Annotated in this window: 21 protein-coding genes and 1 tRNA gene; 16 read left to right on the forward strand and 6 right to left on the reverse strand. The window is 68.8% G+C overall.

From position 1 onward, the window contains the following. Positions 1-113 precede the first annotated feature (113 nt). The 8 genes from ACIBD9_RS04050 (at position 114) to ACIBD9_RS04085 (ending at position 13541) form a co-directional block, all read left to right on the forward strand. Positions 114-1100, forward strand: a complete 987-nt coding sequence (locus tag ACIBD9_RS04050) for a hypothetical protein (RefSeq protein WP_396714307.1) — start codon at positions 114-116, stop codon at positions 1098-1100. 6 nt (positions 1101-1106) lie between these two features. Further along, positions 1107-4022 (forward strand): helix-turn-helix transcriptional regulator, encoded by a 2916-nt coding sequence (locus ACIBD9_RS04055; RefSeq protein WP_396714309.1) that lies wholly within the window; start codon positions 1107-1109, stop codon positions 4020-4022. A gap of 31 nt (positions 4023-4053) precedes the next feature. Continuing rightward, positions 4054-6573 carry a caspase family protein gene (locus ACIBD9_RS04060; protein ID WP_396714311.1) on the forward strand — a complete coding sequence of 840 codons (2520 nt, stop codon included), beginning with the start codon at positions 4054-4056 and terminating at the stop codon, positions 6571-6573. A gap of 37 nt (positions 6574-6610) precedes the next feature. Next, positions 6611-6835 carry a hypothetical protein gene (locus tag ACIBD9_RS04065; RefSeq protein WP_396714313.1) on the forward strand — a complete coding sequence of 75 codons (225 nt, stop codon included), beginning with the start codon at positions 6611-6613 and terminating at the stop codon, positions 6833-6835. 137 nt (positions 6836-6972) lie between these two features. Further along, positions 6973-8004, forward strand: a complete 1032-nt coding sequence (locus ACIBD9_RS04070; protein WP_396714315.1) for a hypothetical protein — start codon at positions 6973-6975, stop codon at positions 8002-8004. A 26-nt stretch (positions 8005-8030) separates the two neighbouring features. Continuing rightward, on the forward strand, positions 8031-10430 hold the full coding sequence (locus tag ACIBD9_RS04075; protein ID WP_396714317.1) for a CHAT domain-containing protein: 2400 nt from the start codon (positions 8031-8033) through the stop codon (positions 10428-10430). Positions 10431-10452: 22 nt separating this feature from the next. Further along, entirely contained in the window at positions 10453-13347 is a 2895-nt protein-coding gene (locus ACIBD9_RS04080) for a hypothetical protein (protein WP_396714319.1), read from the forward strand. Between the two features lie 11 nt (positions 13348-13358). After that, entirely contained in the window at positions 13359-13541 is a 183-nt protein-coding gene (locus tag ACIBD9_RS04085; protein WP_396714321.1) for a hypothetical protein, read from the forward strand. 64 nt (positions 13542-13605) lie between these two features. On the opposite strand, the gene ACIBD9_RS04090 is transcribed toward ACIBD9_RS04085, so the two are convergent. Then, positions 13606-14655, reverse strand: coding sequence for a GlsB/YeaQ/YmgE family stress response membrane protein (locus tag ACIBD9_RS04090; protein WP_396714323.1), 1050 nt, complete (start codon positions 14653-14655; stop codon positions 13606-13608). Continuing rightward, positions 14652-15074 (reverse strand): PadR family transcriptional regulator, encoded by a 423-nt coding sequence (locus ACIBD9_RS04095; protein ID WP_396714325.1) that lies wholly within the window; start codon positions 15072-15074, stop codon positions 14652-14654. The genes ACIBD9_RS04090 and ACIBD9_RS04095 overlap by 4 nt, the downstream gene beginning before the upstream one ends. 303 nt (positions 15075-15377) lie before the next feature. On the opposite strand from ACIBD9_RS04095, the gene ACIBD9_RS04100 reads away from it, so the two are divergent. Further along, positions 15378-15449: transfer RNA gene (locus ACIBD9_RS04100), tRNA-Lys, on the forward strand. Positions 15450-15546: 97 nt separating this feature from the next. Then, complete coding sequence (locus ACIBD9_RS04105) at positions 15547-15945, forward strand: hypothetical protein (protein WP_396714327.1); 399 nt, start codon at positions 15547-15549, stop codon at positions 15943-15945. A gap of 289 nt (positions 15946-16234) precedes the next feature. On the opposite strand, the gene ACIBD9_RS04110 is transcribed toward ACIBD9_RS04105, so the two are convergent. After that, the gene (locus ACIBD9_RS04110) at positions 16235-16441 is read right to left on the reverse strand and encodes a hypothetical protein (RefSeq protein WP_396714329.1); all 207 of its coding nucleotides are present in this window, start codon (positions 16439-16441) and stop codon (positions 16235-16237) included. Positions 16442-16650: 209 nt separating this feature from the next. Then, positions 16651-17184, reverse strand: a complete 534-nt coding sequence (locus ACIBD9_RS04115) for an AAA family ATPase (protein ID WP_396714331.1) — start codon at positions 17182-17184, stop codon at positions 16651-16653. A gap of 294 nt (positions 17185-17478) precedes the next feature. Here ACIBD9_RS04115 and ACIBD9_RS04120 point away from each other — a divergent pair, with 294 nt between their 5' ends. The 6 genes from ACIBD9_RS04120 to ACIBD9_RS04145 all read left to right on the forward strand — a co-directional run bounded on the left by ACIBD9_RS04120 (position 17479) and on the right by ACIBD9_RS04145 (position 24485). Continuing rightward, positions 17479-17847 (forward strand): hypothetical protein, encoded by a 369-nt coding sequence (locus ACIBD9_RS04120; RefSeq protein ID WP_396714332.1) that lies wholly within the window; start codon positions 17479-17481, stop codon positions 17845-17847. A gap of 52 nt (positions 17848-17899) precedes the next feature. Next, complete coding sequence (locus ACIBD9_RS04125) at positions 17900-18724, forward strand: DUF7019 family protein (protein WP_396714334.1); 825 nt, start codon at positions 17900-17902, stop codon at positions 18722-18724. A gap of 467 nt (positions 18725-19191) precedes the next feature. Beyond that, positions 19192-19710: a hypothetical protein gene (locus tag ACIBD9_RS04130; RefSeq protein ID WP_396714336.1), complete on the forward strand. Its 519-nt coding sequence runs from the start codon at positions 19192-19194 to the stop codon at positions 19708-19710. A gap of 154 nt (positions 19711-19864) precedes the next feature. Further along, on the forward strand, positions 19865-20635 hold the full coding sequence (locus tag ACIBD9_RS04135; RefSeq protein ID WP_396714338.1) for an IclR family transcriptional regulator: 771 nt from the start codon (positions 19865-19867) through the stop codon (positions 20633-20635). 380 nt (positions 20636-21015) lie between these two features. Further along, complete coding sequence (locus tag ACIBD9_RS04140) at positions 21016-22452, forward strand: extracellular solute-binding protein (RefSeq protein WP_396714340.1); 1437 nt, start codon at positions 21016-21018, stop codon at positions 22450-22452. Then, positions 22449-24485: an ABC transporter permease subunit gene (locus ACIBD9_RS04145; RefSeq protein WP_396714342.1), complete on the forward strand. Its 2037-nt coding sequence runs from the start codon at positions 22449-22451 to the stop codon at positions 24483-24485. The genes ACIBD9_RS04140 and ACIBD9_RS04145 overlap by 4 nt, the downstream gene beginning before the upstream one ends. Positions 24486-24509: 24 nt before the next feature. Here the strand turns inward: ACIBD9_RS04145 and ACIBD9_RS04150 are convergent, their stop codons facing one another. Together ACIBD9_RS04150 and ACIBD9_RS04155 are read right to left on the reverse strand one after the other, a co-directional pair. After that, positions 24510-25451 (reverse strand): GNAT family N-acetyltransferase, encoded by a 942-nt coding sequence (locus ACIBD9_RS04150; protein ID WP_396714344.1) that lies wholly within the window; start codon positions 25449-25451, stop codon positions 24510-24512. Continuing rightward, entirely contained in the window at positions 25448-26059 is a 612-nt protein-coding gene (locus ACIBD9_RS04155; RefSeq protein WP_396714346.1) for a dihydrofolate reductase family protein, read from the reverse strand. Before ACIBD9_RS04155 ends, ACIBD9_RS04150 begins: the two co-directional genes overlap by 4 nt. Between the last annotated feature and the right edge of the window lie 12 nt (positions 26060-26071).

The following is a 26071-nucleotide window of genomic DNA, read 5'->3' on the forward strand; positions in this document are numbered from 1 at the left end:
CGCTCACTGCCTCGTCTGACTGGCGGCCGAAACGACTCGTCTCACCGATCACCGTCCGTGACTTCGTGGGTCATTGTGAGTCACCGTCGATGGTCCCATTCTGAGGAGGCGTCGTGCTCGGATCGACCCACACTGACGGCATCGGCGAGGTCCGGGAACTGGCACGTCGCGGGCTGCTCGCCACCACGATCGCGAGTGCCTCGGGAACCCACCGGCTGCGGCTGACCGGTGCGACGTACTCCATCGCCTGGCCGATCGTCTACCGGCGGCTGACCCAGAAAATCGAGCTCCGCCGGGGGCACGTGAACTGCGCGGCCTCGGTGAAACACCTGGCGGCCGATTGCTTGGACCGATTCGAGAACGACGTCGAGGCCGTGGTCGACGACGTCATCCGCAAGGCACACAGTCAGATCGAGAACTTGGAGGGCTGGATCGCCAGCCGCCTGCTTCCGGCCACGGTCGACGGGCACCGCCGGCGCCGTGGGGCGAATGGCGCGCTGCAGCGCCCTCGAGTGCCGAACTGGCTGGCCAGAGAGCTGGACGGCGATCCGTGGCTCATCGACCTCGCGACCCAGATGCTGGTTTGGGTAGGCACGCCAGCCACCGCAGGCTATGAAGTGTGGCCGACCGAGAGCTGGGTGGTGCGGCGCTGCGAGCGGCACGGCGGCTGGTCGACGTACGGCGAGGCCGACGTGCACGCCGACGTACGCGCCGTGCTGCGCGCGATGAGCCGCCGACCACGGTGGTACGAGCAGTACGTCGAGGTGCCGCTCGGCCACAAGCAGCCCCCGGTCGCCTCGACCGCACAGCTCGACGACCGAGGTGATCCCTCGACGTACGCCGGCACCCTGCAGGAGCGCCAACTCACCGCGCTGGCACACGGCGCGGTTCAGCTCATCCAGGCCCGCCTGACCCGTGGCGAGCCGGCCCGGATCGTGGTGGCCGAGGTCCTCAACACGGTGTTCGGCAGGGACCTCGAAGGCGGCCACGTCGGCCGGGCGTACGACGACCGCCTTGAGCGGGTGCTGTGCGACGCCGGCGAATTGGACCGGATCGTGGCTGCGGTTCTGGAGATCATCGGCATCGGGCAGAATCGATGAGTCTGGGTGAGGGTGGTGCACGTGCCCGAGGAGTCGGTGTTCGTCGGTCGCGAGGACGAGCTAGGCAAGTTGCGGCGTCGGCTGTCCGAGGTTGGGCAGGGTACGGCCCGTACGGTGCTGGTCGGCGGCGAGCCAGGTGTCGGCAAGAGCCGACTGCTGGGCAAGTTCGCGCTCCAGGCGCGTGATTCCGGCGCCCATGTGCTGTCCGGCTCGTGCGAGGAGCACTTCGGCGACCCGATGCCGTACGGGCCGCTGCTGGAGGCGCTTGAGACATTCGGCCGGGAGCACGGCGAGGTGCGTGCCGCGGAGCTCGGTGGCCCGGCGTACGGGAAGCTGAAAGCCTTCTTCGATCTCGGGAGCGACTCGATGAGGGCGCCCCAGCAGGTCTTCCTCGCGGTGCGCCGGATGCTTGATGAGATCGGGAAGAACGCCACGGTAGTGCTGATCGTGGAGGACCTGCACTGGGCCGACCCCTCCACTCTCGACCTGGTCCGGCACCTCGCGCAGGCGCACCCGGACGGCCGCCGGCTGCTGCTCGTCGGCACCTACCGGGCCAACCTTCGGCGCGGCGACCCCCTGTGGCACCTGTTCGCCGGCACCACGTTCCTGCGTCGCACCGAACGCTTCGAGCTGCCCGCGTTCAACCTGGAGGAGATGCGGAGCCTTGTCGCTGCAGGGAGCCCCGGCCGGGTCGACCCGAGACTCGTCGAGCGTTGCCTACGGTGGTCTGACGGAATTCCGTTCTATGCCGAGCAGTTGATGGCCACCGGTGCTCTGGCGGGCCGGGACGAGGACGTCGAGCTGCCGTCGAACATCAGGTCGGTGATGCTCGCCCGGCTGAGTGGGTTGGGCGAGGACGCACTCAAGGTGCTGCGGGTGGCGGCTGTGGCCGGTCGAGCGATGAGTCGCCGGCTGCTGCGTACGGTCAGCGGGCTGCCCATCGAGACGCTGCGCGACGCCCTGCAGGAGTGTTTCGACCAGCAGATGCTCGTCGCCGGCCAGGATGAGGACGTGTACCGCTTCCGGCACGCGCTGTTACGGGAGGCGGTGTACCACGAGACGGTCCGGGACACCCGGGTCGACCTACACGTCGCGATGGCCGAGGCGCTGGCCGCCGACCCTCGGCTGTGCCTGACCGAGAGCTCGATCGTGGCAGAGCAGGCCAGCCACTGGTATCAAGCGGGCAGTTGGCCGCAGGCGCTCCGGTACGCCGTGCAGGCTGGCCAGATCGCGGCGCGCACCTTGGCGTTCCCGTCCGCGGAGGTGCAGTTCGGCCGGGCGTTGCGCCTGTGGCAGCAGGTCGACGATCCCGAGGCGCAGGCCGGCATGACCCGCTCGCAACTGCTCGCCGAGACCGCCGAGGCCGGCCGCTGGTCTGGGCACATCGACCAGGCCCTCGAACTCATCCAGGAGGCGATCGACGCGCCGGACCACGGAGGCAGGCCGGGGCGGCTAGGCGAGCTGCACGAGCGGCGCGCCACCTATCTCGGGGAGGCCGGTCGGCGGGCCGAGGCCGGCGGGGTGTTCCGCGAGGCGGCGATGTTGTTGGACGACAGCCCGTCGTCGGCGGTCAAGGCGCGCGTCCTGGCCGGGATCGCGCTGGCGCACCTACAGGCTGGCCAGTACCAGGAGGGTCGCCGGACCGCCGAGGAAGCGTTGGTCATGGCGACTGAGGTCGAGGCCGATGCTGAGGTGGGCCGGGCGCTCAACGTCTCCGGGCTCGCGCTCGGGATGCTGGGCGACCCCGAGGGCGAAGCCCGCCTGCGGCGTTCAATCGACATTGCCCGATCTGTTAACCACATTGAGGACCTGTTCCGAGCGTACGGGAACCTGGGCTTGGTCTTGGAGCACGCCGGACGCTTGCGAGAGTCCGCCGAGGTGACGATGGACGGGTTGGACGAGGCGCGCCGACTCGACCTGGCGAGCACCCGGCAGGGCACCATCCTGGCCAACAACTCAAGCGCCGCGCTCGTGTTGCTGGGCGAGTGGGACGACGCCGAGGGGATCATCACCGAGGTGACGCGGGACCGGCTCCCAGCGGAGAGCCTCTACCCGCGTCTCACGCTCGCCGACATCAAGGTGGCGCGCGGCGCCTTTCCGCAGGCACGTGAGCTGCTCGCCTCGATCGAGAACGTGGAACACGGCAAGGACCCCCGATTCCTTGGGCCGCTGCACGCGATCCGGGCCGAGCTGGCGATCGGCGAGGGTGATCTGTCCCGCGCCGCCGACGAGGTGGCCCGGGGCGTGGCAGCGGTCCGGCACGGCGAGAACACACTGGAGCTGCTGCGGCTGTGCGCGGTGGGTCTGCGCTGCGCAGCCGACCGGGCGTCCACGGATCCGAAGGGCGCGGCGACTGTCGGCGACCAGCTCGCCCGACTGGCCTGGGACGCCCGGCAACGCCCGTCGACCACAGAGATCGACCAGCTCGTTGAGCTGTGCAAGGCGGAACGACAGCGCATCCGAGGCGCGGACACTGCGGTCGGCTGGAAGCGGGTCGCCTCCGGCTGGGCGGAGCTCGACCGACCGTATCCGGCGGCGTACGCCCACTGGCAGCAAGCAGTCGCGGCGGTGGCGGCCGGCGACCGTTCCGACGCCCGCGAGCCAGCCCGAAATGCCTACCTCGCGGCGAAGACGCTCGGCGCCGGGCCGCTGCGCGAGCGGGTGCGGGCGCTGGCCTCGAAGATCGGCCTGGACCTGGCCGAGCGACCGGTGCCGGCCAAGCGGCCATACAACCTGACGCCAGCCGAATTCCAGACTCTCCGCCTCCGTTACGACGGAAACGACACCACCCGGATCGCGAACGCGCGGGGTGTGGCCCACCGGACCGTCGAGAAACAGCTCGGGCGGGTGTACCTGAAGCTCGGCGTGCACAGCGCCGTCGAGGCGGTGGCGCTGGCCCGCCGCGAAGGCATGTTCGACTGACCACGAACGCTCCTGTCCGTCAGAGACGGGCATGACGCGGAAAGCCCTCCTGATCGGTGCGCAGACCAACGGCCTGACCGGCGTGTTCAACGACGTCAAGGCGATGACTCAGGTGTTGGAACTACGCGGTTTCGATGTCCAGCCGCTGGTGACGCCGAACGCCACCCGGGCGGGGATCCTGGACGCGTACGAAAAGCTCATCGCGGGCGCGAACGCGGACGACGCGTTCGTCGTCTACTACAGCGGCCACGGCGGCCGCCTACTGGCGCCGGACGGGCGAGACCTGCAGTTCATCGTGCCGGACGACTACGCCGACTCCGACGACGCCGACTTCCGCGGTATCACCGACGTCGAGCTGTCCGTGCTGCTCTCCCGGCTGACCGACCAGACCCCGAACGTCACAGTTGTGCTTGACTGCTGCCACGCCGCGCACATGTCCCGGCATGCCGACAGGCGGGTGAAGGCGCTGCTGCGGCCGGCGCCGGGGCGGTGGCATCCGACGTACGCGAGCGTCGACAGGCACGTGCAGCGGCTCGTCGCCGGCCGGTTGCCGATCGACCGACGGTCGCTGATCAGCAACCCGCGCGCGGTGCGGGTGGTCGCCTGTTCGCCGTCGGAGTCAGCGTTGGAGGGCGCCAACCGGGACGGCGTCGAGATGGGGTTGCTCACCGACGCGCTGACCCGGGCGCTGCGCGAGTCGGACACGGTACGGATCAACTGGTCCACGCTGATGGACACGATCCGCCGGCACGTGCAGACGTTCGTGTCCACGCAGCGACCCGAGGTGGAAGGGCCATCCGGCCGGCAGCCGTTCGAGACGACCGAGTTGGACGTACTGGACACGCTGCCTGTCGCTCTCGACGGCACGGACCGAATCCACCTGCTCGGCGCCCCGCTGCTCGGCGTCGAGGTGGGCGACGAGTTCGCGCTCATGCCGAGCGCTGCGACCGGGCCGAAGGACGGCCCGGCACTCGGCCATGCCACAGTCACGCGTTTGCTGCCCACGGCGGCGGTCGCGCAGCTCGGGCTCGTCCGCTCGCGACAGGCGTTGCCCGCCGACGCCCGCGCGCACCGCACCACCGCGGCCGCACCCACCATGTCGGTGCGCCTGCCGACGGACCATCCCGTGACCGCGGACCTGATCCACGCGATGGCGCCGCGCCCGATGCTGCGACCGGCGGACCCGGACCTCCACGCGACCGTCGAAGTCACGGTGGACGAGCAGAGCCGGCTGGTGGTGCGGGACGAGGCGGGGCCGCTGCACCCGCCGTACCCGGCGACGTCGGCGGGCATCAACTCGATCATCACGAACCTGCAGCGGCTCGCCCAGGCGACCGCGCTGCGACGGTTGGCCGGAGACCCAGACCGCCCCCTCGAGCACGCGGTCCGGACCGAGTGGGGGCGGGTGCGGGACGGCCAGGAGGAGCCGATGGCGCTCTCCGGCGCGCTGCTCTTCGCGTACGCCGGCGACCGCATCTACTTCCGGTTGAGCAACGAGGGTGACCGCCCGATGTTCGTCTCGCTGATCGACATCGGCGTCTCGTCCCGAATCGCGGTCCTCACCCAGTCCGACCCGGGCGGCGTCCGGCTCGCGCCGGGCACCTCCTACACGTACGGCTGGAACGAGGACCGCCAGCGGCTGACCGGCGTAGAGATCACCTGGCCCGCGGGCGTCGATACCGCGTTTCCGCGACCCGAGACGGTGCTGGTGCTGATCAGCGACGGCCCGGTCGACGCCTCCGTGCTGCAGCAGCACGGCCTTCGCGTCGAGGCAGACCGGCTCGCAGCCCGGTCGGGGCTGGAGAGGCTGCTGGCCCAGATCGCCACCGGCGGGAGCCGTGAGGTCGGCGACGCGCCCATCGCGCAGGTTCGCTACGGAGTCCAGCCGATCAATTTCACGCTGAGCCCGATGCCCCCGCCGGCCGCCGAGCGGGCCACGTTCCTGATCGACGACCGACCGGATCAGTCGATCCGGTTGCTGTCGCCACGCGGCGGGCTGCCGGTCAAGGTCGCGGTCCGCATCGCGGAACTGGTCGTGCACCGCAACCGCGCGCTACGCAGCGCGGACATCCGGGTGGACGCCGTCGTTCTCACTGGCGGCTCCGGCGAGCAGCCGGTCTACCGCGCGTCGACCATGCGATTCAGCAACGTGCACGACGGCGAGCGGCTTCCGCTCGACGACGTACTGATTTACCACGGACCGGCCGTGGACTTCCTCGACATCGCGGTCTGGGTCTCCCGGGACACCGCCGACAGCCTCGCGCTCAGCGCGCTGCTGGAGGAGAAGCTCACCAGCCCGGTGGTGCAGGCGGCCGGTACCCAGATGGCTCAGTTGGCCCTGACCGCGCCGCACGCCGCCGTGGCGGTCGCGGTGGTGGGCGCTGGCGCGGTCCTCGTCAACACGGCATACGAGCTGCTGACTCGCGTGGTGGGTCCGAACATCGGGTTGTACCGCACCTCGCTGCTGAGCCAGGAGCGGTTCGGGGTAGGCCGCCACGAGCGGCACCCGCAGGACTTCTCCTTCACGTTCGCCATCGACGAGGTGGCGTGACCCTGCACCAACCGTCCAACTACGAAGGAGTACGAACATGACCAAGAAGCTCATCATCGACCAGGCCGAGTGGTTCATCGCCGACGCCGACGCGGAAGCCGTCAGCCGCCTGGTCAGGGAGGCGATGACCAACCGCACGACCGTCGAGCTGAAGCTGTACGACTCCGCCGGGCGGGCCGTCACCGTGTTCCTCAACGGCGCGGCCACCGCCACTGCGGTGCTCCACTTCAACTGGGGCCCGCGCCCGAGCGAAATGTCCTGACCGAACGACCTGTACGTGGCCCGTACGTATCCGACGGGCCACGTACGTATTTTCCGGTATCTCTCCCACCGGGCCTCGTCCGGCTACTGCCCCAACCAAGACGATCGATGCACGCGTCTAGGTACGGAGGAGTTGTCGTGGCCGATCCCGAAAAGCAGACCACCGCTGCGGAAATGGTCCGAGAGCTGGCGCACCAAGGGCTGCTCGCCCACTACTACCGGGAGGCGTCAGCCGAGGAGCGCCGACGCCTCCGTGTCGGCGGCTCGGAGATCGCCTGGCCGTTGGTCTTCCTGCGGGTGACGCGGCCGGTCGAGCGCAAGCGTGGCCACCAGACGTGCGCGACGAGCGTGGAACGGCTCGCACCCGACTGCCTGGACCACTTCCACGACGACGTCGAAGCCGTACTCGACGACCTGTTCGCCCGCGCGGACATGCCGATCGAGAACCTTGAGGGCTGGCTCACCACGTGGATGCGAAGGGCCACGATCGACGGGTACCGTCGCCGCCGGGGCCAGCGCGGCGCACCGCAGCGGCCCCGGGTGCCGAAGTGGTTGGCCGACGGGCTGAACCGGGACGCGTGGCTTGTCGAACTGGCCAAGTCGATCCTCGAGTGGGCCGGCACCGAGGCAACGGCCGGCACATCGCTGTGGCCGGTGACTGCCTGGGCCGAGCGGCGGGCCACGCTCACCGGCAACCACGAGGCTGGAGACCCGGTAGTAGCCAACGAGATCGAGGTTGTGCTGACCGCGATGCGGCGGCGACCCAGCTGGTACGAGAGGAACGTCGAACGGCCGCTCGGCCACAAGCGGGCACCGGTCCACTTCCCGTCCCGCGACTCGTCCGGCGGGTATGCCGAGCCAGAGCTACTGGCCTTGGTCGAGCGGCACGAGAAGGACGAAGCGCTGCTGCTGGAGCTGGCCTCCCAGGCGATCGCCCTGATGAAGCACCGAATGGACTCCGGAGACGACCTGCACGATCTGGTCGCCGAGGTGCTGGGCACGGTGTTCGGCGCGCTTCCGGCCGCGCACGGCCTGGACCGCCGACCCGGCGACAGCCCGGCCGACCCGGAACAGGTGGAGGCACTGATCGGCGATTCGGATCGGCTGAATCGCATCGTCGAGACGGTCGTCGAGCTGCTCCGCTGCGGGGATCGTCCGTCAGAACGGTAGGAGGCAGGCAGAGGGGAAAGAGATCGATGACGCAGCCGGACGAGTCCGAGACCATCAGGCAGGCGGGTGCCGTCGCCCGTATCCAGGACGTGCTGCGGGCGGCCGCCGACCGGGACCTCATCGATCCTCGCGCGGCCATGGCCGAAATGAACGAGCTGGCCGCGGAGTTCTCCGACGTCCCCCAGGTTCGGACGCTAGCTGAGGCCGCGCTGTCCGGACTGGGGCTGGCAGCCGGACTCCCAATCGGTGACACGAGCACGATCCGCGCCGCGCTGGCGAACCTCGGCGAACTGGCGGCAGATGATCCCGATGTCGCGCCGATGCTCGCGATGATGCCGAACTACCTCGACGCCCTTCTGGTTCAGCAGGACGGCGACACCGAGACCGCCCTCGCCATGTTGTCCGACATGCTGGCGCAGGCCGGCGACCTGCAGCCGGGAAACCCGCTACGGGAGGCAATGGCCGAGGTCGCGCCGATGCTCGCTGCCATGCGGGCGGCGGCGGACGAGGAGCATCCGAAGGTGCCGGTGGCCGGCCCCGGCTCGACCGACGCGATGCGCGCATTCCACCTGGTGGCCCGGGGCGGCATGGCAATGCGCCAGGGCGCCGAGAAGGACCTGACCAAGATTGACGCGGGAATCAAAGACCTCCGTGCAGCCGTGACGCTGACTCCCGACGATCATCCGGACCACGTCTTCCAACTGGCCTCCCTCGCGCTGGGCCTGACCCACCGCGCCGAGGTCGGCGGCTCGCTCGCCGATGTCAACGAGGCGATCACGGTGCTGGAGGAGGCCCGCAAGCTGGCCGGGGGCGCGGCACACCCGCACTGGTCGTTCGTCAACACGATGCTCGCTGAGCTCCGACAGCGACGCGGCGAGGCCGCACCGCACCGGCTCGCCGCACTCGAAGGGCTGCGCGGATACACGTGGCGGGTGCTCCTGCAACCTGACCCGGCCTCCGCCCGGGCCGTCGCCCGGGGCGCGGCCGAGGAGGCCATCGCGTCGGCCCGCCGATGTCTGGTGGCCCATCAACCCGCAGACGCGCTGCGGGCACTGGATGCCGGGCGCGGGCTGATGTTGTTCGCCGCGACCGAGCTTCGTGACCCGTACACCCGGCTCACCGAGGCCGGGCACCGCGACCTGGCCGCCCAGTGGAGCGCAACGAAACATCCGCCACCCCTCCTGCGTGAGCAGGTCCTCGAAGTCTTGGTCGGGGACACCGGTCTGCTCGATCCGCCCGACCTCGACGAGGTGCAGGACGCGCTGCGCCAACTCGGGGTGGACGCACTGGTCTATCTGGTGCCCGCCGAACCGCCCGCACCGGGCTGGGCGGTGATCGCCCCTGCTGAGGGGCCGCCGCGGTACCTGGCCCTGCCGCACCTCGCGATCGAAGAGGGCACGGACGTCGAGCGCTACCTCACCGCGATGGCATCCCGAGGGGCAGGCCTCGTACGCGAGGTGGAACTTGTCGACTCGGACCAATTCGCCGGGAGCATCGACGCACTCTGTGGGTGGGCGTGGAAGGCCGCGATGGGGCCACTGCTCAAGCCATACCTGGGTGCGGAACGGGTGCCGCGTCTCGTGCTCATCCCGATGGGCGATCTGGCCCGGGTGCCGTGGCAGGCAGCGCGTAGTCCCGACGGCACCTACGCGGTCGAGCGTGTCGCGCTCTCCCAGGCAGCGTCAGCCCGGATGCTGTGTGCCACAGCGGCGGCCGAGCCGGTGCGATTGACCTCGGGCGGAATGGTGCTCGCCGACCCGGACACCGGTGGGCGGGCAGTCGATCTGCACTCGGCGCGGCTCGAGGCGTATGCGATCCATCAGGTCTTTTACCCCGGCGCGACCTACGTCGGCCGGAGGCCGGACGGGAACGTCAGTCGTTCCGGGGCGGGCACGGCCGACGACGTACGGTCCTGGCTGCGCGCCGACGGCGGGCAGGCGGGCACGATGCTGCACCTCGCATCGCACGGCGTGATGGAGACGGCTCGTGTATCCGCGTCGTCGCGTCTGTGCCTGGCCGGCGGCGACCTCACCGCTGACGAACTGATCGACGCCATGACCAAGGCCGACCGACATCCGGTCGGGCTCGTGGTGCTCGCGGCCTGCCATACCGGCCGGTCGATTCACGGGTACGACGAGGCGTACAGCCTTGGCACGATGTTCCTGGCGGCCGGCGCGCGATCGGTGCTGTCCACCCAATGGAGCATCCCGGACCAGGACACCTCCCTACTCATGTACATGCTCCACCACTTCCTCGTGATCGAGCACTGCTCGCCGTGGGACGCGCTGCGCCGGGCGCAGATGTGGATGCTCGACGGCGACCGGCGGGCACCCCAGCACATGCCCGTTCCGCTCCGCCGGATGCTCGAGAAGACCGAACCGGCACGTGTCGTGTCGTGGGCCGGGTTCGTCCACTGGGGACAGTGAGCGCTTGAAGGGTGGCAGCACCATGAATGAGAGAATCACCAAACTTCGAGGTGAGTTGTCCGGGGCGGATGGTCCAGCACAGCTGCCGACATTGCTGCGGCTCGGGCAGGAGCTGACCAAGGAATACTGGCGGGCCGGCCCGGGCCGGCCCGCAGCGCTCAGCGACCTGTCCTCCGCGATCGAGGTGTGGGACAAGGCCTATCGCCTGCTCGACGCCAACGACCCGGCGCGTGGTCAGATCGCCGTCTTCCTCGGCTGGCTTCTGTCCACCCGGCATGGCGCGCACGGGGGTGGCCCAAAGGACCGGGACACCGGCATCTTTGTGCTCAGCGAGGCGCTCACGTTCACCAACCTCCCGCCGACGCTGGCCGCGATGGCGCGCCTCTCCCTCGGCCAACTGTTCCTCGGCCGGGCGACCGAAGCGCTCAACCCAGCCGCTGCCCGGGCCGGGTTCCTCGGTGGGTTGCCGCCAGATTCGCGCAAGGACGCGGATGAGGCGGCTCGGCTGTTCCGCGAGATCATCGACGGGCCGCCGCTCAGCGCCGAGATCAGCGCTGCGGCCCGCACCCTGCTCACCCTCGTGGAGTCGATTCAACCACTGCTCGGCGGCGACCTTGCTCGCTTCGACCTCGGCAAGATCATGGAGGCCCTGTCGATACTGCAACGGCTGCAGCAGACCGGCATGCCGTCGGTCTCCTGGGTGCTCGGTGACTCGCTCGACTATCCGATCACCGTCATGCAGGGCGCCGCGCACCTCCGACCGACGGTTCCGCCCCGTCGGCCCGCGCCCGCCCCGGCGGTGTCCACCGATCCGAGCTCGGCGCGCGAGGCAGCGCGGGACCGGCTCGCTTCACTGGTCGCCGACCCGGGGATCCCCGTCTGGGAGCAGGCCCGTGCACTGCTGATCGCCGGCCCTTCGGCGGTGGCGGCCGGCGATCTGGACGCGTTCGTCGGGGCGGCAGCCAATGCGGTCGACGCCGAAGAGGGCGGCGAGCCTGTGGAGCAGGGCCTCGATCGGCTGCTGGCAGCGACCGGGCTCTGTCTGCGACAGAGCCGCGACGGCAGCGGCTGGGGTGACGACGATGAGGACGCGATCGACGGCACCCTCCTCGCCGCCGCCGCGCAGCTTCTGGCCGCCGCCGGGGCCGTCCCGCCGGACCACCCGGCCGCGATCGTGGTCGTCGAGGCGCTCGGCGGTCTGCTCGACGACGCACGGCCGTTGTCGGGCGCGATCACCGAGATCGCTGACACCCTCTTCTCGTACGCCGAGAAGATTCCATCTCGGCCGCCCACGGTGATCGCGCTCGCGCAGCTGTGCCGCACGGTGATCGCGCTTCGGACCAAGGCCCCGATCGACCCCGACGCCTTCGCTGCCGCTGTGCCGGCCGACCATCCCTGGCAGCACGCGCTGTCCACCGCCGTCGGGCATGCCCGGCTTGCCGCAGCGGTGCGCGCTGGCGAGCCCATCGCCGTCGACCCGGCCCTCGGCAATCGCGTCGAGCTGCTCGACGCCCTGCTCCGCGACGACCGGACAGCCCTTCGCGCGGCGCTCGACGCCGCCTCGGAACGGACCTCGCCGCGAACGGCCGCGGTCCTCGGCGCAGTCCGACTTGAGCTACACGACGTGGACGCCGCGATCCCATTGCTGTCCGGTGCGACTCGTACGCTCGACGACGATGGCTTACGCACCCGTAGCTGGTGGCGGCTCGCAGAGGCGTACCGGAAACGCGCCGCCGTCGGAGACGCCGAGCTGAGCCGGGATGCCGGGCTGAACGCGCTGCGTGGTCCGGACCCGGATCGGCGCCGCGCGGCCCGATTCGCCGGATGGATGCTCGCCGAGGGACGGGGCATGGAGGCGTTCACCGCCCTGGAGATCGCCGCTGTCTCCCCCGAGCAACCGCACGACCTGCTCGCCCAGGACGTCGTCTCGGTCATTACCGGGGTCTCGCAGCAGGTCAGAGCGGCACCGGAGGTGTCGAGCACGGCATCGGTCGCCGCCGCCGCCCGGGAGGTGGGCGCGGCAGCCCTGCTCTATCTGCATCCCACCGACGATGCGGGACGGACCGCCGGGGTGCTGTGCCTCCACTCGGCGACCGAACAGCTCGACCTGCTCGGCAACGTGCCAGTGACCAACCTCCTGACCTCGGACGACCCCGGCTTGCCGGCCATCCTCGGACGGTGGACCGCCGGACGCCTTCTGGTGGCCGCGACCGGCGGCCTTGACCGGCTGGCACTGGCCGCAGTACGCACGAGCACTGATCGTCGCCTGGTCCAGGACGTCGCGATCTCGCACGTGTCGTCCGGGGCCCAACTGGTCCGGCTGGCCTCGCGACCCTTCGTGCCCGTCAACGCCAGCCCGCTCTTCGTGGTCAATCCACGAGGCGATCGCGACTCGTTAATGGCCGAGGTCATGGTCGTACGGCGGCTGTTCTATCCACGGTCGGCCTGCCTCGGCCGCGCGATCGAGTCGGCTGAAGCGCCCGGCACGGCGGACGACCTGCTCAGCCGCCTGCCCGACGCCTCCCTCCTACACCTGGCATGCGGACTGCACGCGACCGAGCTCCAGCTCGCCTGCGACGAGGTGCTGGACACGACAGCGATGCGTGGTGCGGGCGGCCTGGTGCTCCTCTCCGAAGGCTCGGCACCCTTCCTACTCGACGCAGATTTCGTCGGCGTCGTCGGCTGGCAATGGCCGGTACCCGCCCCAGCCGCCGCGCTCACGCTGTTCATGGTTCACCTGCACCTGGTGGACCATCAGATGCCACCCGCAGCGGCCGTCAACGCGGTGCAACAGTGGCTGCTCGACCCCGATCGGATCTTGCCGCCATTCCTCACCGGTGCGCACCTACACACCGTCGCGACAATCGACCTGACCCAGCCTGCCCTGTGGGCTGCGCTGACGTACCACGGTCGCTGACGGGAGTTGACATGGCCGAGAATCTGCAGGATCTGCTGCGCGGCGAACTCCGCGAGGCGGTCGCGGCTCGGATCGCGGACGGTGCCGACCTGGATGAGATAGCCGGCGAGTTGGCCTGGCGCCTCCGCCGGATCAAACAACTGCAGAAGGACGACGGACGGCTGCACCCCGACCCCTCGCCACCTGCGTCTTGACGCCCGTCTTCGAACTGACCGCCATGCCCGCCGAAGAGAAGGCATTGACGCCGCCGCGTCAGGATCACGCCACTGCTGTCACCTTCCGCCGGTGCCCGCAGGTCGGGCAGGCGCTGTCGAGCGCGCGTCGCCGAACGGTGCGGTGTCGTACCGCCTGACCTGTGACGGCGACTGTCAGCAGCGCCGCGCCCGCGAGAAGAATCGACCCGGTGGTGATGGCGAAGGCCGCCGGGGTGGGTCCGCCGCCACGGCTTCCCCAGATCCCCTGGCTGAGCATGTTGGCGCCAAACAGGCTGGCCGGCGTGGCGAGCAACAGGGCCGCCCAGAGGCCGGCGTCGTCGGCCCGCAGCGCCCGGCCGAGCCCGACCAGCAGGATCAGTGCGAACATCAGCCCACCGGCCATCGCGAGCAGCTCGGGAGTAGAGCTGTACGAGACGAACATGCCCCCGCCGCTCTCGGCTGCGCTCAGCGCTGCGGATGCGGCTGTCATGTAGCCGGCCGTGAGCAGCGGCAGGCTACGCGCGGCCCGGCCGGGATGGGAGGGCAACGCGAGGGTGGCCAGGCCAAGCGCGACGGCGGGGAGCAGCACGAACAGCGGCGGCCCAGGTTGTCCGAGAAGGGCGGCCACGGGCGGCACGGCGACAGTCAGCAGGAGAGCACCGGCTGCGGCCGTGCGGGCCCAGGCCCCCGGCCTCACAGTAGCGGCGAGGCCGACGAACAACCAGCCCAGCCAGATGACAGCGCCAAGGGTCTGGAACGGGCCGACCGAGTCCAGCCGGGCGAACCGGGGGTCTTCGAACTCGACCTGCAGGAGCAAAAAGATCGCGACCGCGACCAGAGTGTTCAGCGCGGCGGTCGCGGCCAGCGGGAAAGCGGCGGCCAACCCGAGGGCGCCGTACCCGCGCAGTCGCTCCCGAATTCCGGCGCCGAGCAGGTCGACGGAGTCGTGTGGGGAGGGCCAGCGCCGCCCGGGTTCGACCGTGTCGAGGTACGTCCCGACGATCTCGTCGCCCCGCTCGGCCTGGTAGTCACGCGGGTAGGCCCGCAGCAGCCGCCGGTAGCGGGATTCCAGCGGTGACCCGGCCTGCTCCGACGCGGGGTTGGGCTGGTTCATGCCAGGCCTCCGGTCGGTCGAAGGACGGGGCGGGCGACCACCCCCGGGAGGTCGACCCGGGTGCGTGAGGTGCCGCCGGCGGCTGGGATGCCGGCGGGCCCGCCCTGTAGCCGCTGGCTGGCGGCCTCGACGTTACGGCGTAGCCGTTCGGTCTCGGCGGTGAGCACGGACCGGCCTGCTTCGGTGAGCCGGTAGTAGCGGCGCAGCCGTCCCTCGACGACCTCCTCGTGGTCCCGCTCCACCAGCCCCTCGTCAGTGAGGCGGTCGAGTGCGCCGTAGAGGGTGCCGGGCCGCAACGCCAGCCGCCCACCGGAGAGGGCAGCGACGTCGCTGATGATGCCGTAGCCGTGCATGGGCTCCCGCGCGAGCGCGGTGAGGATCAGGAAAGTCGGTTCCCGAAGCGGCGTGGGTGTGGCCATGACCTCAATATATCGGTGACGAAGCTATACCGGTGGCAAAGCGGTGAGGAATCTCGCCGTATGAGGGCAGCCGCGGACGCATCTCACGGTCAGCCCTCGGGTGTCCAGCGGTGGACCCGACGGTCAGGCATCAGCGGGCCCTACACTTCGTCAGTTGGCCGTCTCGGCGGACGATTCGACCCTGCAACATCAACGGCGGTCATCCACCGCTCGCCTGCCGTGGCGAGCGTAGATCGACATCGCTCCTCCATACCGGGGGCGGACATCAGCCGGGGCCCGGATGGTCGGGTAACCTGAGCGCGCGGGCCGCTAGCTCAATGGCAGAGCTGTGGACTTTTAATCCATAGGTTCAGGGTTCGAGTCCCTGGCGGCCCACTTCTCCGCAGCTCATTGGCCCTTGTGTGGCCGATGTAGCCGCGATCGCGGCCGATACGGCGAAGTACAGCAGTAGGCCGGTCAGGGTCGCAGCGGCGTGAGCAACACAGCGAAAGGGCGGATGGTGGCTGATGAGTCGCTCGTGCGCAACTCACGGCTACTCGGCTTGTTCACCGAGATCGTTCACGGCCCGGAGGGGACCCTGCGGGCCGTTGAGGCCACCAGGCGCGGCATCGCCGCCGAGGCGCGCTGCACACTCGCCGTACTCGCTGACAAGCTGACCATCAGGTCCGGCAGCCGGGACGAGCTGATTAAGAGCGCTCTTGCATCCGCCGATCGACTCATGGAGCTAGGGGCCATCGAGGACGATCTGAACGAGCTGTGGTTCCGTCGCCGAGAGCGCGGTCTTGGCGAAGAGGCTTTTGAGGCAAGCCTCCAGCAGATCGTCCTTCGCCTGGAGGCGTGGCCCCTGTCCTGGTCACGCCGGCCCGACTGATCAGCGGCTCCTCTATCATTGGTTCGGCCATCGTGGGCGCCAGGAAAGGCAGTGCTGGGCCGCTCAGCCGATTCGGAGAACCGGCACGCGGCCGGTGCGATCGAGTGGCTGTGACGGAACAAGCGGTCGGCGTTGCCGCAGAAGACCGCCGGGAAGCGGCACAGTGCGGCGAGCTACTTGACGGGGATACCGCTGACCAAAAACCTTCGATCAAGCGACCCGATGGAGCGCCGCGTGAACACGGACAAGAGCCTATCCAAGCGGATGCAGTCGATGATGCTCCTCTCTCTCAGCGGTTCCGGCCGGGGCTGTTCCGGCTGCCGCGACCTGCCAGGCCGTAGGCCACGGCCCCGATCAGCAGCCCGACGATCGCTCCCATCAGGCCGGTGCCCAGCGCCGAGTCTCCTGCCTCGTACCCGTCGCCGCCCAACCAGCCCCAGAGCGCCCCACCGAGCGCTCCCAGGACCAGGCCGACCAGCGGGAGGCTTCTCCTCATACCCACCATGATGATGTCCCCGCCAGCGGAGGGCTAGCGTCGTCCGCCGAGAAACGTGCGTGCGATTGGCGTGCCCGATCCGTGCCCGTCGCAGCGGTCAACACGGGGCCACACCGATACCCAGCCGGTCCTGCAATCGATGCCCTGCAGCTGTGTCTCGCGTGACGTGACTACCCACCGTACGAATCAAGACGATTCCCAAGCTGAGGTTAGGCCGCTGAGCTTCCCCCGGTAGCTCGTAGGACGATCTGCATGGCGGCTTGGGCGGGAGTCAGGTGCGTGGTGTCGACGACCTCGGCCTCGGCATGCAGCCACGTGCGGGCCGCCTCGGCGTAGGGCTCGAGGTACTTGAGACGGAACGGCGACAGAATCGGGTGTTCTCCCTCGATACGCCGGCGAAGGGTGTCTTGATCAGCGTGGAGGACGAAGTGCCTTACCGGGATGGCGTATTGGGCGAGGCCCGTACTAATTTCCCACCAGTACTGCTCGACCAGGACGGTCATGGGTATTACCAAAGTGCCGCCGGTGTAGTCGAGCACGCGGCGGGCTGTCTCGACGACGAGCTGCCGCCACGGCGGCCAGTGCTGGAAGTTGTCCGTCTCGGGGAGGCCTGGCGTGATGTCCATGAGCGTCTCGCCGACCTTCTCGGCGTCGAACACCCGGGAATCCGGGATCAGTTGCTGCACGAGCGAGCTGGTCGTCGTCTTGCCCGCGCCGTGGGTGCCGTTGAGCCATACGATCACGGGACACATTAACGCGCGTGAGCAACCGGACGATTTGTACTGGACTTGTGAGCGAGCCTCAGGCAGCGAGGCAGCCAGGAGGTCAGCCGACTCCGCAAGACGATCGACGTCAGTACGGAAGAGCCTTGGTCTACTCCCGCGCCGCCGCCCAGCCCGCCATCGCGGTGGTCGGCGACATCTTCTACCACCCCCAGCTCTACGTGGGGTGCCCGCGACGAGCATGGGACGGATCGGGCCTTCGTCATCACAGCCCACTCCCAGGCGTACAAGCTGCGACAGCACAGGCAGAACGCGTTGTCCGAGTCGCCCGTCACCAACTTCCTGATGCGACCCGGCGGACGAGTCGTCCCGCTCGCTCAGAAGGCTCAGTTCCTCGAAGCGCTCGACTCTGGCAGTGACGGTAAGAGCCGAGGATGGATGGGCGTGGACTTCGGCTCTCTCAGCCTGTGTCACGCCGCCGCTGGCGTGACCGAAGCAGTGATCGAGTTCGCCAAGGGGTTCGCCGTCTTTGTCGCTCAACCCGTACGGGCAGTGTTGGTGACCTCCTTCTGGGAGGCGGGTCGTGATCACTGCGACTATCCGCAAAAACTCTGCTCGGCATTCACAAGAAGCTTGTCGGGCCGACCTGAATGCGTCGCGATTGCAACGCTCTCCCTGCCGTGACGGAGACGGCCTACCCGCCGATGCAGTTGCACAGGACTTATACGCTAGGAGTATGACCACAGACAACTTCCCTCAAACATACATCTATATCTCACGACGGATCGTAAGGAACATATTCGATCAACATGAAGCGTACAGTCGTGGCGTGGGCTTGGATGTCACTGCGAAAATTCCGGGTGTTGACTTAAAGGCTTCGGCCCGCCGGCGGGAAAACAATGATTACTGGCTAGCTCGGCAAGTTACAGAAATGATTAGTGATAACACTGGAACATTACTTCATCCTGGAATGTACGTACGGGCCCGGATGGAAGTAACGTGGGCCGAGGTGCCATTCCTGGAAGGCGGCCATCGCGTCGCCTGGCTTAGCTGTTTCGCGGACACGGAGGAGGGGCCTGCGTTTGCCGGACTCTGCGGTTCGTTAGGCAATTTCGAGGGCTACTCGGCGGGCGAAAATGACAGGCCCCGTGGGTGGTATCCCTCAGCCCCTGTAGGCATGGCGAGGCTTGTCTCTTCGTTCTCCGGAGACCGCGAAGACGTCAGTGAGGCGGCTTCCTGGGCTGGCGGTACGGATCCGGGAGATGCTATAAGAACTGCGTTAACGATATCTTCCACCTTGGGAAGCGGTCATATAGCGGGCCGAGCAGAGCTTGACGTACTGTTTCAGGCATTTAGTTGGCTTGAATATCCTCAGGGAGACGGTCAGATCAGAGCGGCAATGATTGGGACCCCCATTTGGGCCGTAACATGTCCGCCGCTTCCCGACTTGCGAACTGCGTTTTCAAGGCAAACCCATGAGCGCAATCGACGGCGAGCTGAAGAAGCTGCACAGGAAAAAGCGTTACGCCGATTCGCTCAGCATTTTATGCCACCATCGTAAGGGCATTGCCAACCGGGTAACACGCCTTCACAACCGCTATCGTCGCGACAGTCGAAGTTCGGGTCAGCCATCTGCGGAGAGTAGACGATAAGTTCAAGCACGCTTCGCAATGCGACTCCGCAGGCCAATCGTCGGTTGGAGCGTAACGACGACGCCGGGGGTCGCTTTGCTGGCCGACGGCTGAAGTCGCGCGCTGGTACTCTGCGCCTCTCGGCGAGAGCGGAGTATGCCCGGTGCTCAGGATGGTGCTGCACAGGTCGGTTGCGGTGGCGGCCGTCTGCCTGGTGACCGCCTGCGGTTCTCCGACGACTCCAACAGCGGACGCGGACGGAACGAAGCAGGCGACGGATTCGGCCACCGCCACGAAGCCACCTTCCCCATCAGTTCCGGCGACCGGCGGGTCCGGGTACTCCGCGACGCTGTCGGCGCGCTTGGTGGCCACGGAGTCACTACCGCCCGGCTTCACTGTGGAGATCGCGACCAGCATGGCGGCGGATGCTGGAGATCGGCGTGCAGACGTCGACGCATCCTGTTCGCGCAGCATGATCCCGCTGCTGTCGGCCCGCCGGCTGACCGGGACTCCGTCGGCGATAGCCGCGGCCACCCTCAGCTATGACGCGGGTCCCGGCGGCTTGTGGGTGGGGACCGAAGTCCTCAGGACCTACACCGATGACGGTGCCCGGCGAGCGATGACCGACCTGCGAGCGTTCATCGACCGTTGCCCGACCCTTGCGCCGTCCGGCGAGGACGTTGGCGGCAGTTATCGCTTCGCGGTGGCGCCAGGGCCGCAGTTGGGCGATGACAGTGTTCACGTCAGCCACACCACGACGTCGGACCTTGACACCCTGGAATGGGACAGCATGCTCGTCCGGATCGGAACCACTCTGGTGGTCGTTCAGGCGGAGGGCAACAAGCCTGGCGGCGACAGGTACCTCACTCAGGTTGCCGAGGCGGCGCTGCGCAGGTACCAGACAACCGGATCCTGAACGACCTCGGAGGGCAGCCGGCCTGCGGCCGTGATCGCCCGGGTGCGGCGGTGTCCGGCACCTGGCGCCGGAGGCCGACGTAGATATCCTCTTCAGGTGCTGGCCCGTGTGGAGATCATTGACATGGGTCCGGCGCTGCGAAGGGACTATCGACATGCCCCGTGTGGTACCGGCGGTCATCCGCGCACTCGACGTCCTCGAGCTGTTCCTGGACTGCCCCCAACTGTCGGCCCGCCAGGTGATGGAGCGGCTCGACCTACCCCGCACCACGGTCCACGAACTGCTCGTCACGCTTGAGGCTCGCTCGTACCTGATCTCCGTGCCGGGGCAGCCGGTGCAGTATCGGCTCGGCATGCCGTTGTTCCAGCTCGGCGCGGCGTTCGCCGGCCGGCTCGACCTGGTACGCGAGGCGCAGTGCGTGGTGCGGGACGTGGCGGCCGCGTGCCACGAGGCGGTCCACGTGGCGGTGCTTGACGGCGCGGATGTCATCTATCTCGTGAAGTTCGACAGCACGCACCCCGTCCGGATGGTCTCCGGGGTGGGCCGGCGGCTGCCGGCGCACTGCACGGCGGTCGGCAAGGTGCTGCTGTCGAGCCTCGATGAGGCGGGCCTGGACGCCGTCCTGACGAAGGGCGAGCTGCCGGGCATGACGCCGGACAGCATCACCGACCCGGACCGTCTTCGCGAGCATCTCGAGCGGGTCCGGGTGGAGAGTGTCGCGGTGGACGTCGGCGAGTCTGACAGCGCCATGCGTTGTGTCGCCGCGGCGATCCGGGACCATTCCGGCGCCACAATCGCCGCGATGAGCCTGTCCGCGCCGATCATCCGCTGGACGCCCGAGGCGCACGTGGAGTGGACCGGGCTGATTCGCGAGGGCGCGGCGGCGCTGTCCGCCCGCATGGGCTACCGGGCCCAGCCCCGATAGCGCGCCTCCCGTTTTCGGCTCGAAACCACATCGAAACATTGACATCTCTCGCAGCGCTGCTCTAGCGTCGCGACCACTCGATACGGTATCTCGAACTCAGTTCGAAATCTCGAACGGTGGTGGTCGCGTGGCCCGACCGAACTGCAACGTCAGTGCCGCTTTGTCGGCCCGGTCGCCGATCGCCTCAACCTCGTCGCGCTACCCGGTGAGCGGCGGCAAGCGCAGGCCCGTCGCTGCCGCGCCAACCCCACCAACCGCAACAACGGGTACGCGAGCGCACTGATCGATGCGGGCGACGCGTCCGTGGTCGCCGTCATAGGGACACCTGGAGCACAGGCACGCCTTTGGCGTGCGCTGGTGTGCGGAAACAGAGGAGGCGAATGTCCATGAAGGACAACCCGGTGTGGTCCCGGCGCGGCTTTCTGGGGATGGGGGTGGGGGTGCTCGGCGCGGCCGGCCTGGCCGCGTGTGGGGGCAGTTCCGAATCGCCCAGCAAGGTGCAGCCGGAGGTTCCGCAGGAGCTGATCGACGCCGCGGCGGCGATGAAGGGCTCCTCGATGGGCATGCTGTCGCAGAAGCTGTATTCGACAGCGGCGAACGAAGCCCTGGACAGCTCGATCAAGAAGTTCGCCGACACCACCGGGACGAAGATCGAGAACAGCCTGGTCCAGGCCGATGCCGGTGACGTGGTGGCCAAGATCGACGCCGAGGTCAAGGGCGGGGTGGCCCGTGACCTGGCGTTCATGACCGACTCGCGGTTCGTCGCGCAGTTCCAGGCGCTGGGCGACCTGGAGGACGTGACGGACGTCGTCCAGGCGCTGACCGCCAAGTTCGGCGAACCCTGCGCCGAGGCCAAGAACTTCTGCGTCTTCGACGGCAAGTGGTTCGCCATCCCGTACCACTTCATCGGGATCGGGTCGTTCCTGCGCAAGGACTGGATGCAGGACAAGGGCATCTCCCCCAAGGACATCTACAGCTGGGAAGAGCTGCGGGACCTGTGCCTGGAGATCTCCGATCCGACCAAGCGCCGGTTCGGCTGGGGCATGACGGTGAACCGGTCCGGTGACGGCAACGGCATGATCGAGGCGCTGATCAACGCCTACGGCGGGTCGATCGCCTCCAACGACGGCCGGAAGGTCACCTTCAACACCCCGGAGACGGTGCAGGCGGTGACCTTCCTCGGCGACATCTACACCAATCCCAAGTACAAGCCGATGTTGCCGCCGGGGATCGCCAGTTGGACCGACACCAGCAACAACGAGAACTGGCTCGCCGGGATCCTCGGCTACACCCGCAACCAGTTCAGCGTGTACGCGGACTCCAGGACCAAGAAGAACCCGGTACACGCGAACACCCACGTCTTCTCCGACTGCATCGGCCCGGCGACCGACAATCCGCTGCTCCTCGGCCAGTCGCAGGGCTTCGTCGTCTTCAAGGGCGCCAAGAACCCGGCGCTCGCCAAGCTCCTGGCGCAGTACCTGGTCAGCGCGCCCGCACTGCTCGGGGTGGCGAAGGAGGCGCCCGGCCTGGTGATGCCCGCCTGGGAAAAGGTCTGGGACGCCGACCCCTTCTTCACCAGCGGCGACCCGGCGTTCCCCATGCTGCGCAAGATCACTGAACTGAAGCTGCCGCTGGCCACGAAGAACGGCCTGGCCTTCCCACAGAAGGCAAGCGCGGGCCAGCAGGCGGTGGGGTCGGCCTACGTCCTCACCGACATGATGCAGCAGGTCGTCCAGGGCACGGCGCCGGCGCAGGCCGTGACCGCCGCCCACGCGAAGATGGTGCAGATCTTCAACCAGCAGGGGCTGCGGCAGTGAGGTCGGTCCGTCAGGCGCAGGTCCCGGCGGCGAGGAAGTCCCCACCGCCGGGACCCGGCTCCCTCACGGCGGTCCAGCGGCGGCTGGGTCGCGACTGGCGGCTGGCGGCACTGTTCCTGGCGCCGATGGCCGTGCTGGTCGGCGGGCTCGTCCTCGTGCCGATCGCCCGGTCGATCATCACCAGCACCACCGAACGGCACGGGCAGGACACCGTCTTCGTCGGCTTGGACAACTACCTCGCGCTCGTCGGCGACGACCAGTTCCACACCGGCGTGGTGAACTCGTTCGTCTTCACCGCGTATGCCGAGGTTTTCAAGGTCGTGCTGGGGCTGGCGGCGGCCCTGCTGCTGCACCATCGGCGGCGTGGGCGGGCCGTGCTGGCCGGGTTGCTGCTGGTGCCGTGGGTGGTGCCGACGGTGGTGACGGCGTTCAGCTGGCGCGCGCTGCTCGACCCGATCTTCGGCAGCGTCAACACGCTGCTCACCGCCACCGGGATCGGGCCGCTGCTGGCCAGCGCGCACCTGGTCGACAGCTGGCCGGCCGGTTGGCTGTCCGACCCGTCGCTGGCCATGCCGTCGGTGATCCTGGTCAACGTCTGGAAGGGCGTGCCGTTCTTCACCGTGTGTTTCCTCGCGGGGTTGAAGGCCATTCCGGCGGACCTCTACGAGGCGGCGACCATCGACGGCGCCTCGGCCTGGCAGCGGTTCACAAACGTGACGCTGCCCGGACTGCGCCACGTGATCACCGTGACGGTGACCCTGTCCTCGATCTGGACGTTCAACAACTTCGACCTCGTATGGTTGCTGACGCAGGGCGGCCCGGGTGACGTGACCGCGCCGTACGTGCTCATCGCCTACTCGAAGGCGATCCTGCAACTCCAGTACGGCGCGGGCGCGGCGGTCACCCTCGTCATGCTGCCGATCATCGGCGGGCTGGTGTTCGTCCTGGTCCGGTTGTTACGCCAGGACACCACGATCAAACTGCCCCGGCGACGCCGGTCGGCGCGGTGGATCGCAACCCGACGGTGGGCCGGGACGGCGCGGAGGGCGCTGCCGTGGGTCGTCGCCGCGCTGGTCACCGGCCTGCTGGCCTGGGCGTCACCGCAGATCTTCTGGAAGGCGGCGGTGGTCCTCGGTGTGATCCTGCTGGTCGCGGCGGGGGTCGGCCGGGTGGTCTCGACCCTTCAGTCCCGGGGCGGTCGCCGGTCGTCGTCAGTGGTGTCGGGCCTGGGGTCCTGGGCCGCGCTGGCCGGGTTGCTCTTCTTCGTGCTGGGTCCGCTGTACTGGATCGCCGTCACGGCCTTCAAGTCCGAGGGCCAGGTCGTCATGCGCACCGACGACCTGTGGCCGACGCCGTGGACGCTTGAGCAGTTCGGCGCCCTGTTCGACAACCAGCCGTTCGGCCGCTGGTACCTCAACACCCTGCTGGTGTCCGCGGCGTCCACGGCGGTGGCGCTGGTCTGCGCCGCCCTGGCGGGCTACGCGCTGGCCCGGCTCCGGTTCCGCGGGGCGCAGGGCTTCACCGTCACGGTGCTGCTCACCTACGTGATGCCGGGAGCGCTGCTGTTCATCCCGCTGTACCAGATGCTCATCGGCGCCCGGCTCACCGACTCGTTGTGGTCGCTGGTGGTGACGTACCCGACCTTCACGCTGCCGTTCGCCACCTGGCTGCTGGTGGGGTACTTCTCGTCGATCCCCATCGAGCTGGAGGAGGCCGCGCTTGTCGACGGTTGCAGCCGCATCCAGGCGTTCGGCCGGGTGGTGCTGCCCCTCGCCAAGCCCGGGCTGCTGGCGGTCGCGCTCTTCACCCTGACCAACGCCTGGAACGAGTTCCTCTTCGCCTTCGTGTTCATCACCAAGGACGAGTACAAGACGCTCCCGGTGGGGATGCAGTCGATGATCGCCGGGGACGTCGTGCCACAGGGACAACTCGCCGCGGCGTCGCTGCTCGTCAGCATCCCTGTGGTGATCATGTACGCCCTCGGGCAGCGCTTCCTGACCGAAGGGCTCACCGCGGGGGCGGTCAAGGGCTGAGCGGGGACAGCCGGCCGGCCGGCGCTACCAGGCCATGTTGATGGCGCGCTCGAAATTGACGTAGCCGGCGCGGGCGAAGGCGTTCGCCATCGGGGCATTGCCCAGGTCGGTGGCGGCGCGGATGCGTGGCACGTTCTCCTCGGCCAGGATGCGGGTACCTTCGGCGAGGAGCCCGTCGACGTACCCGTGGCCCCGATGTTCGGGGACGACGCCGAGGTAGGCGATCACCGGGTGGTAGGCGTTGCGGGCCGGGACGACGAACCCGACGGGCTCGCCGTCCTCGCCCAGGGTGCCGATGCGCCACCACTCACGAGGGCTGGAGTACGTGGCGAACTCCTGCTCGTAGTGCTTGACCGCGGCCTCGTGCGGGGACATCTCCGCCAGGTCGCTACGACTGTGCGCGTCCAGGGTCCCGTCCAGGGTGCGGGTCATCAGCGCGATCAGTTCGTCGGTGTCGCTGACCGGGCGGAAGGCCAGGCGGCGGTCCGGCGTCGGTACGCCTGCCGCCGGGCTCCATTCCAGGCGCAGCCGTTCGACCGTCAGGTGTGCGCCGGCGTTCTCCAGTACGCCCATCCTCAGTCGCACCGCCCGGTACGCGTCCGGGTCCTCGCGCCAGTCCGCCGGGATGAAGCGCCCGTACTCGGGAGGGGTGGTCCCGGTCGGCAGGACCTGCCTGGCGGCCGTCTCGTACAACGCCTGTGCCACCTCGGTCAGGTCCTCGGCGGTGTCGTCGACGTCGAGGATGTCCAACAGCAACGGGGTGCTGTCGCCGCTTCGGCTCCACCAGGCGACCCTGGCCAGCAGACGGTCGCCGTGCAGGGCCACCCACATCCACTCCGGCCGGCGGCGCTTGTCGGCGAGGTCGTCGTCGAGCTCGTGATTGATGGTGTACGGCAGGCGGTTGAACAGGGCGATCTCGTCCGGCCCGGTGATGGGACGGATCGTGACGCCGGGGAATGTGCTCATGCGGACTCGTCTCCGGCCTCGGTGCGGGTGTAGGTCAGGAAGAGGGCGCCACTATCCAGCACGGTGTGGTCGGTCAGACGCCAGGCGCGTGGGGCGAAGACGGCGTTGCGGCCGAACAGCGGGATGCCGGCGCCAATGGTCAACGGGGCGAGCTTGACGATCAGTTGATCGATCTCGGGGTACAGGGCACCGGCCAGGGCGCCACCGCCGATCACCCAGACGTCCCTGCCGTCGTGCCGCTTGAGCTCTCGTACCGTGGCAATCGGGTCTTGGTCGATGACCTCGACGGCCGGGTCCGGGCTGCTGCCCAGCGTGCGGGAGAACACCAGGTGGCGCAGGTGGGGGTACGCGTCGGTCACGCCGGCCTTCAGCCCCACCTCGTAGGAGTGACGCCCTTCCAGCACGGTGTCGAACCGGCTGCCCTGGTCGGTGATGCCGAACGCCTGCCGGGCCGGGCCGGGGAGGGTCTCCGGGTACTCCGCGACGAGGTGGCGCAGGTAGTCGTCTGGAACGGGCCAGAACCCGCCGGGGCCGGTGGGGTCGGCGCCGTCGGGGCCGGCGATGAAGCCGTCCAGGGTGGTGGCGATGTAATACACGAGCTTACGCACGACGATCTCCTC

Origin of the sequence: Micromonospora sp. NPDC050784, assembly GCF_044456765.1 — a bacterium.
GTDB lineage: Bacteria > Actinomycetota > Actinomycetes > Mycobacteriales > Micromonosporaceae > Micromonospora > Micromonospora foliorum.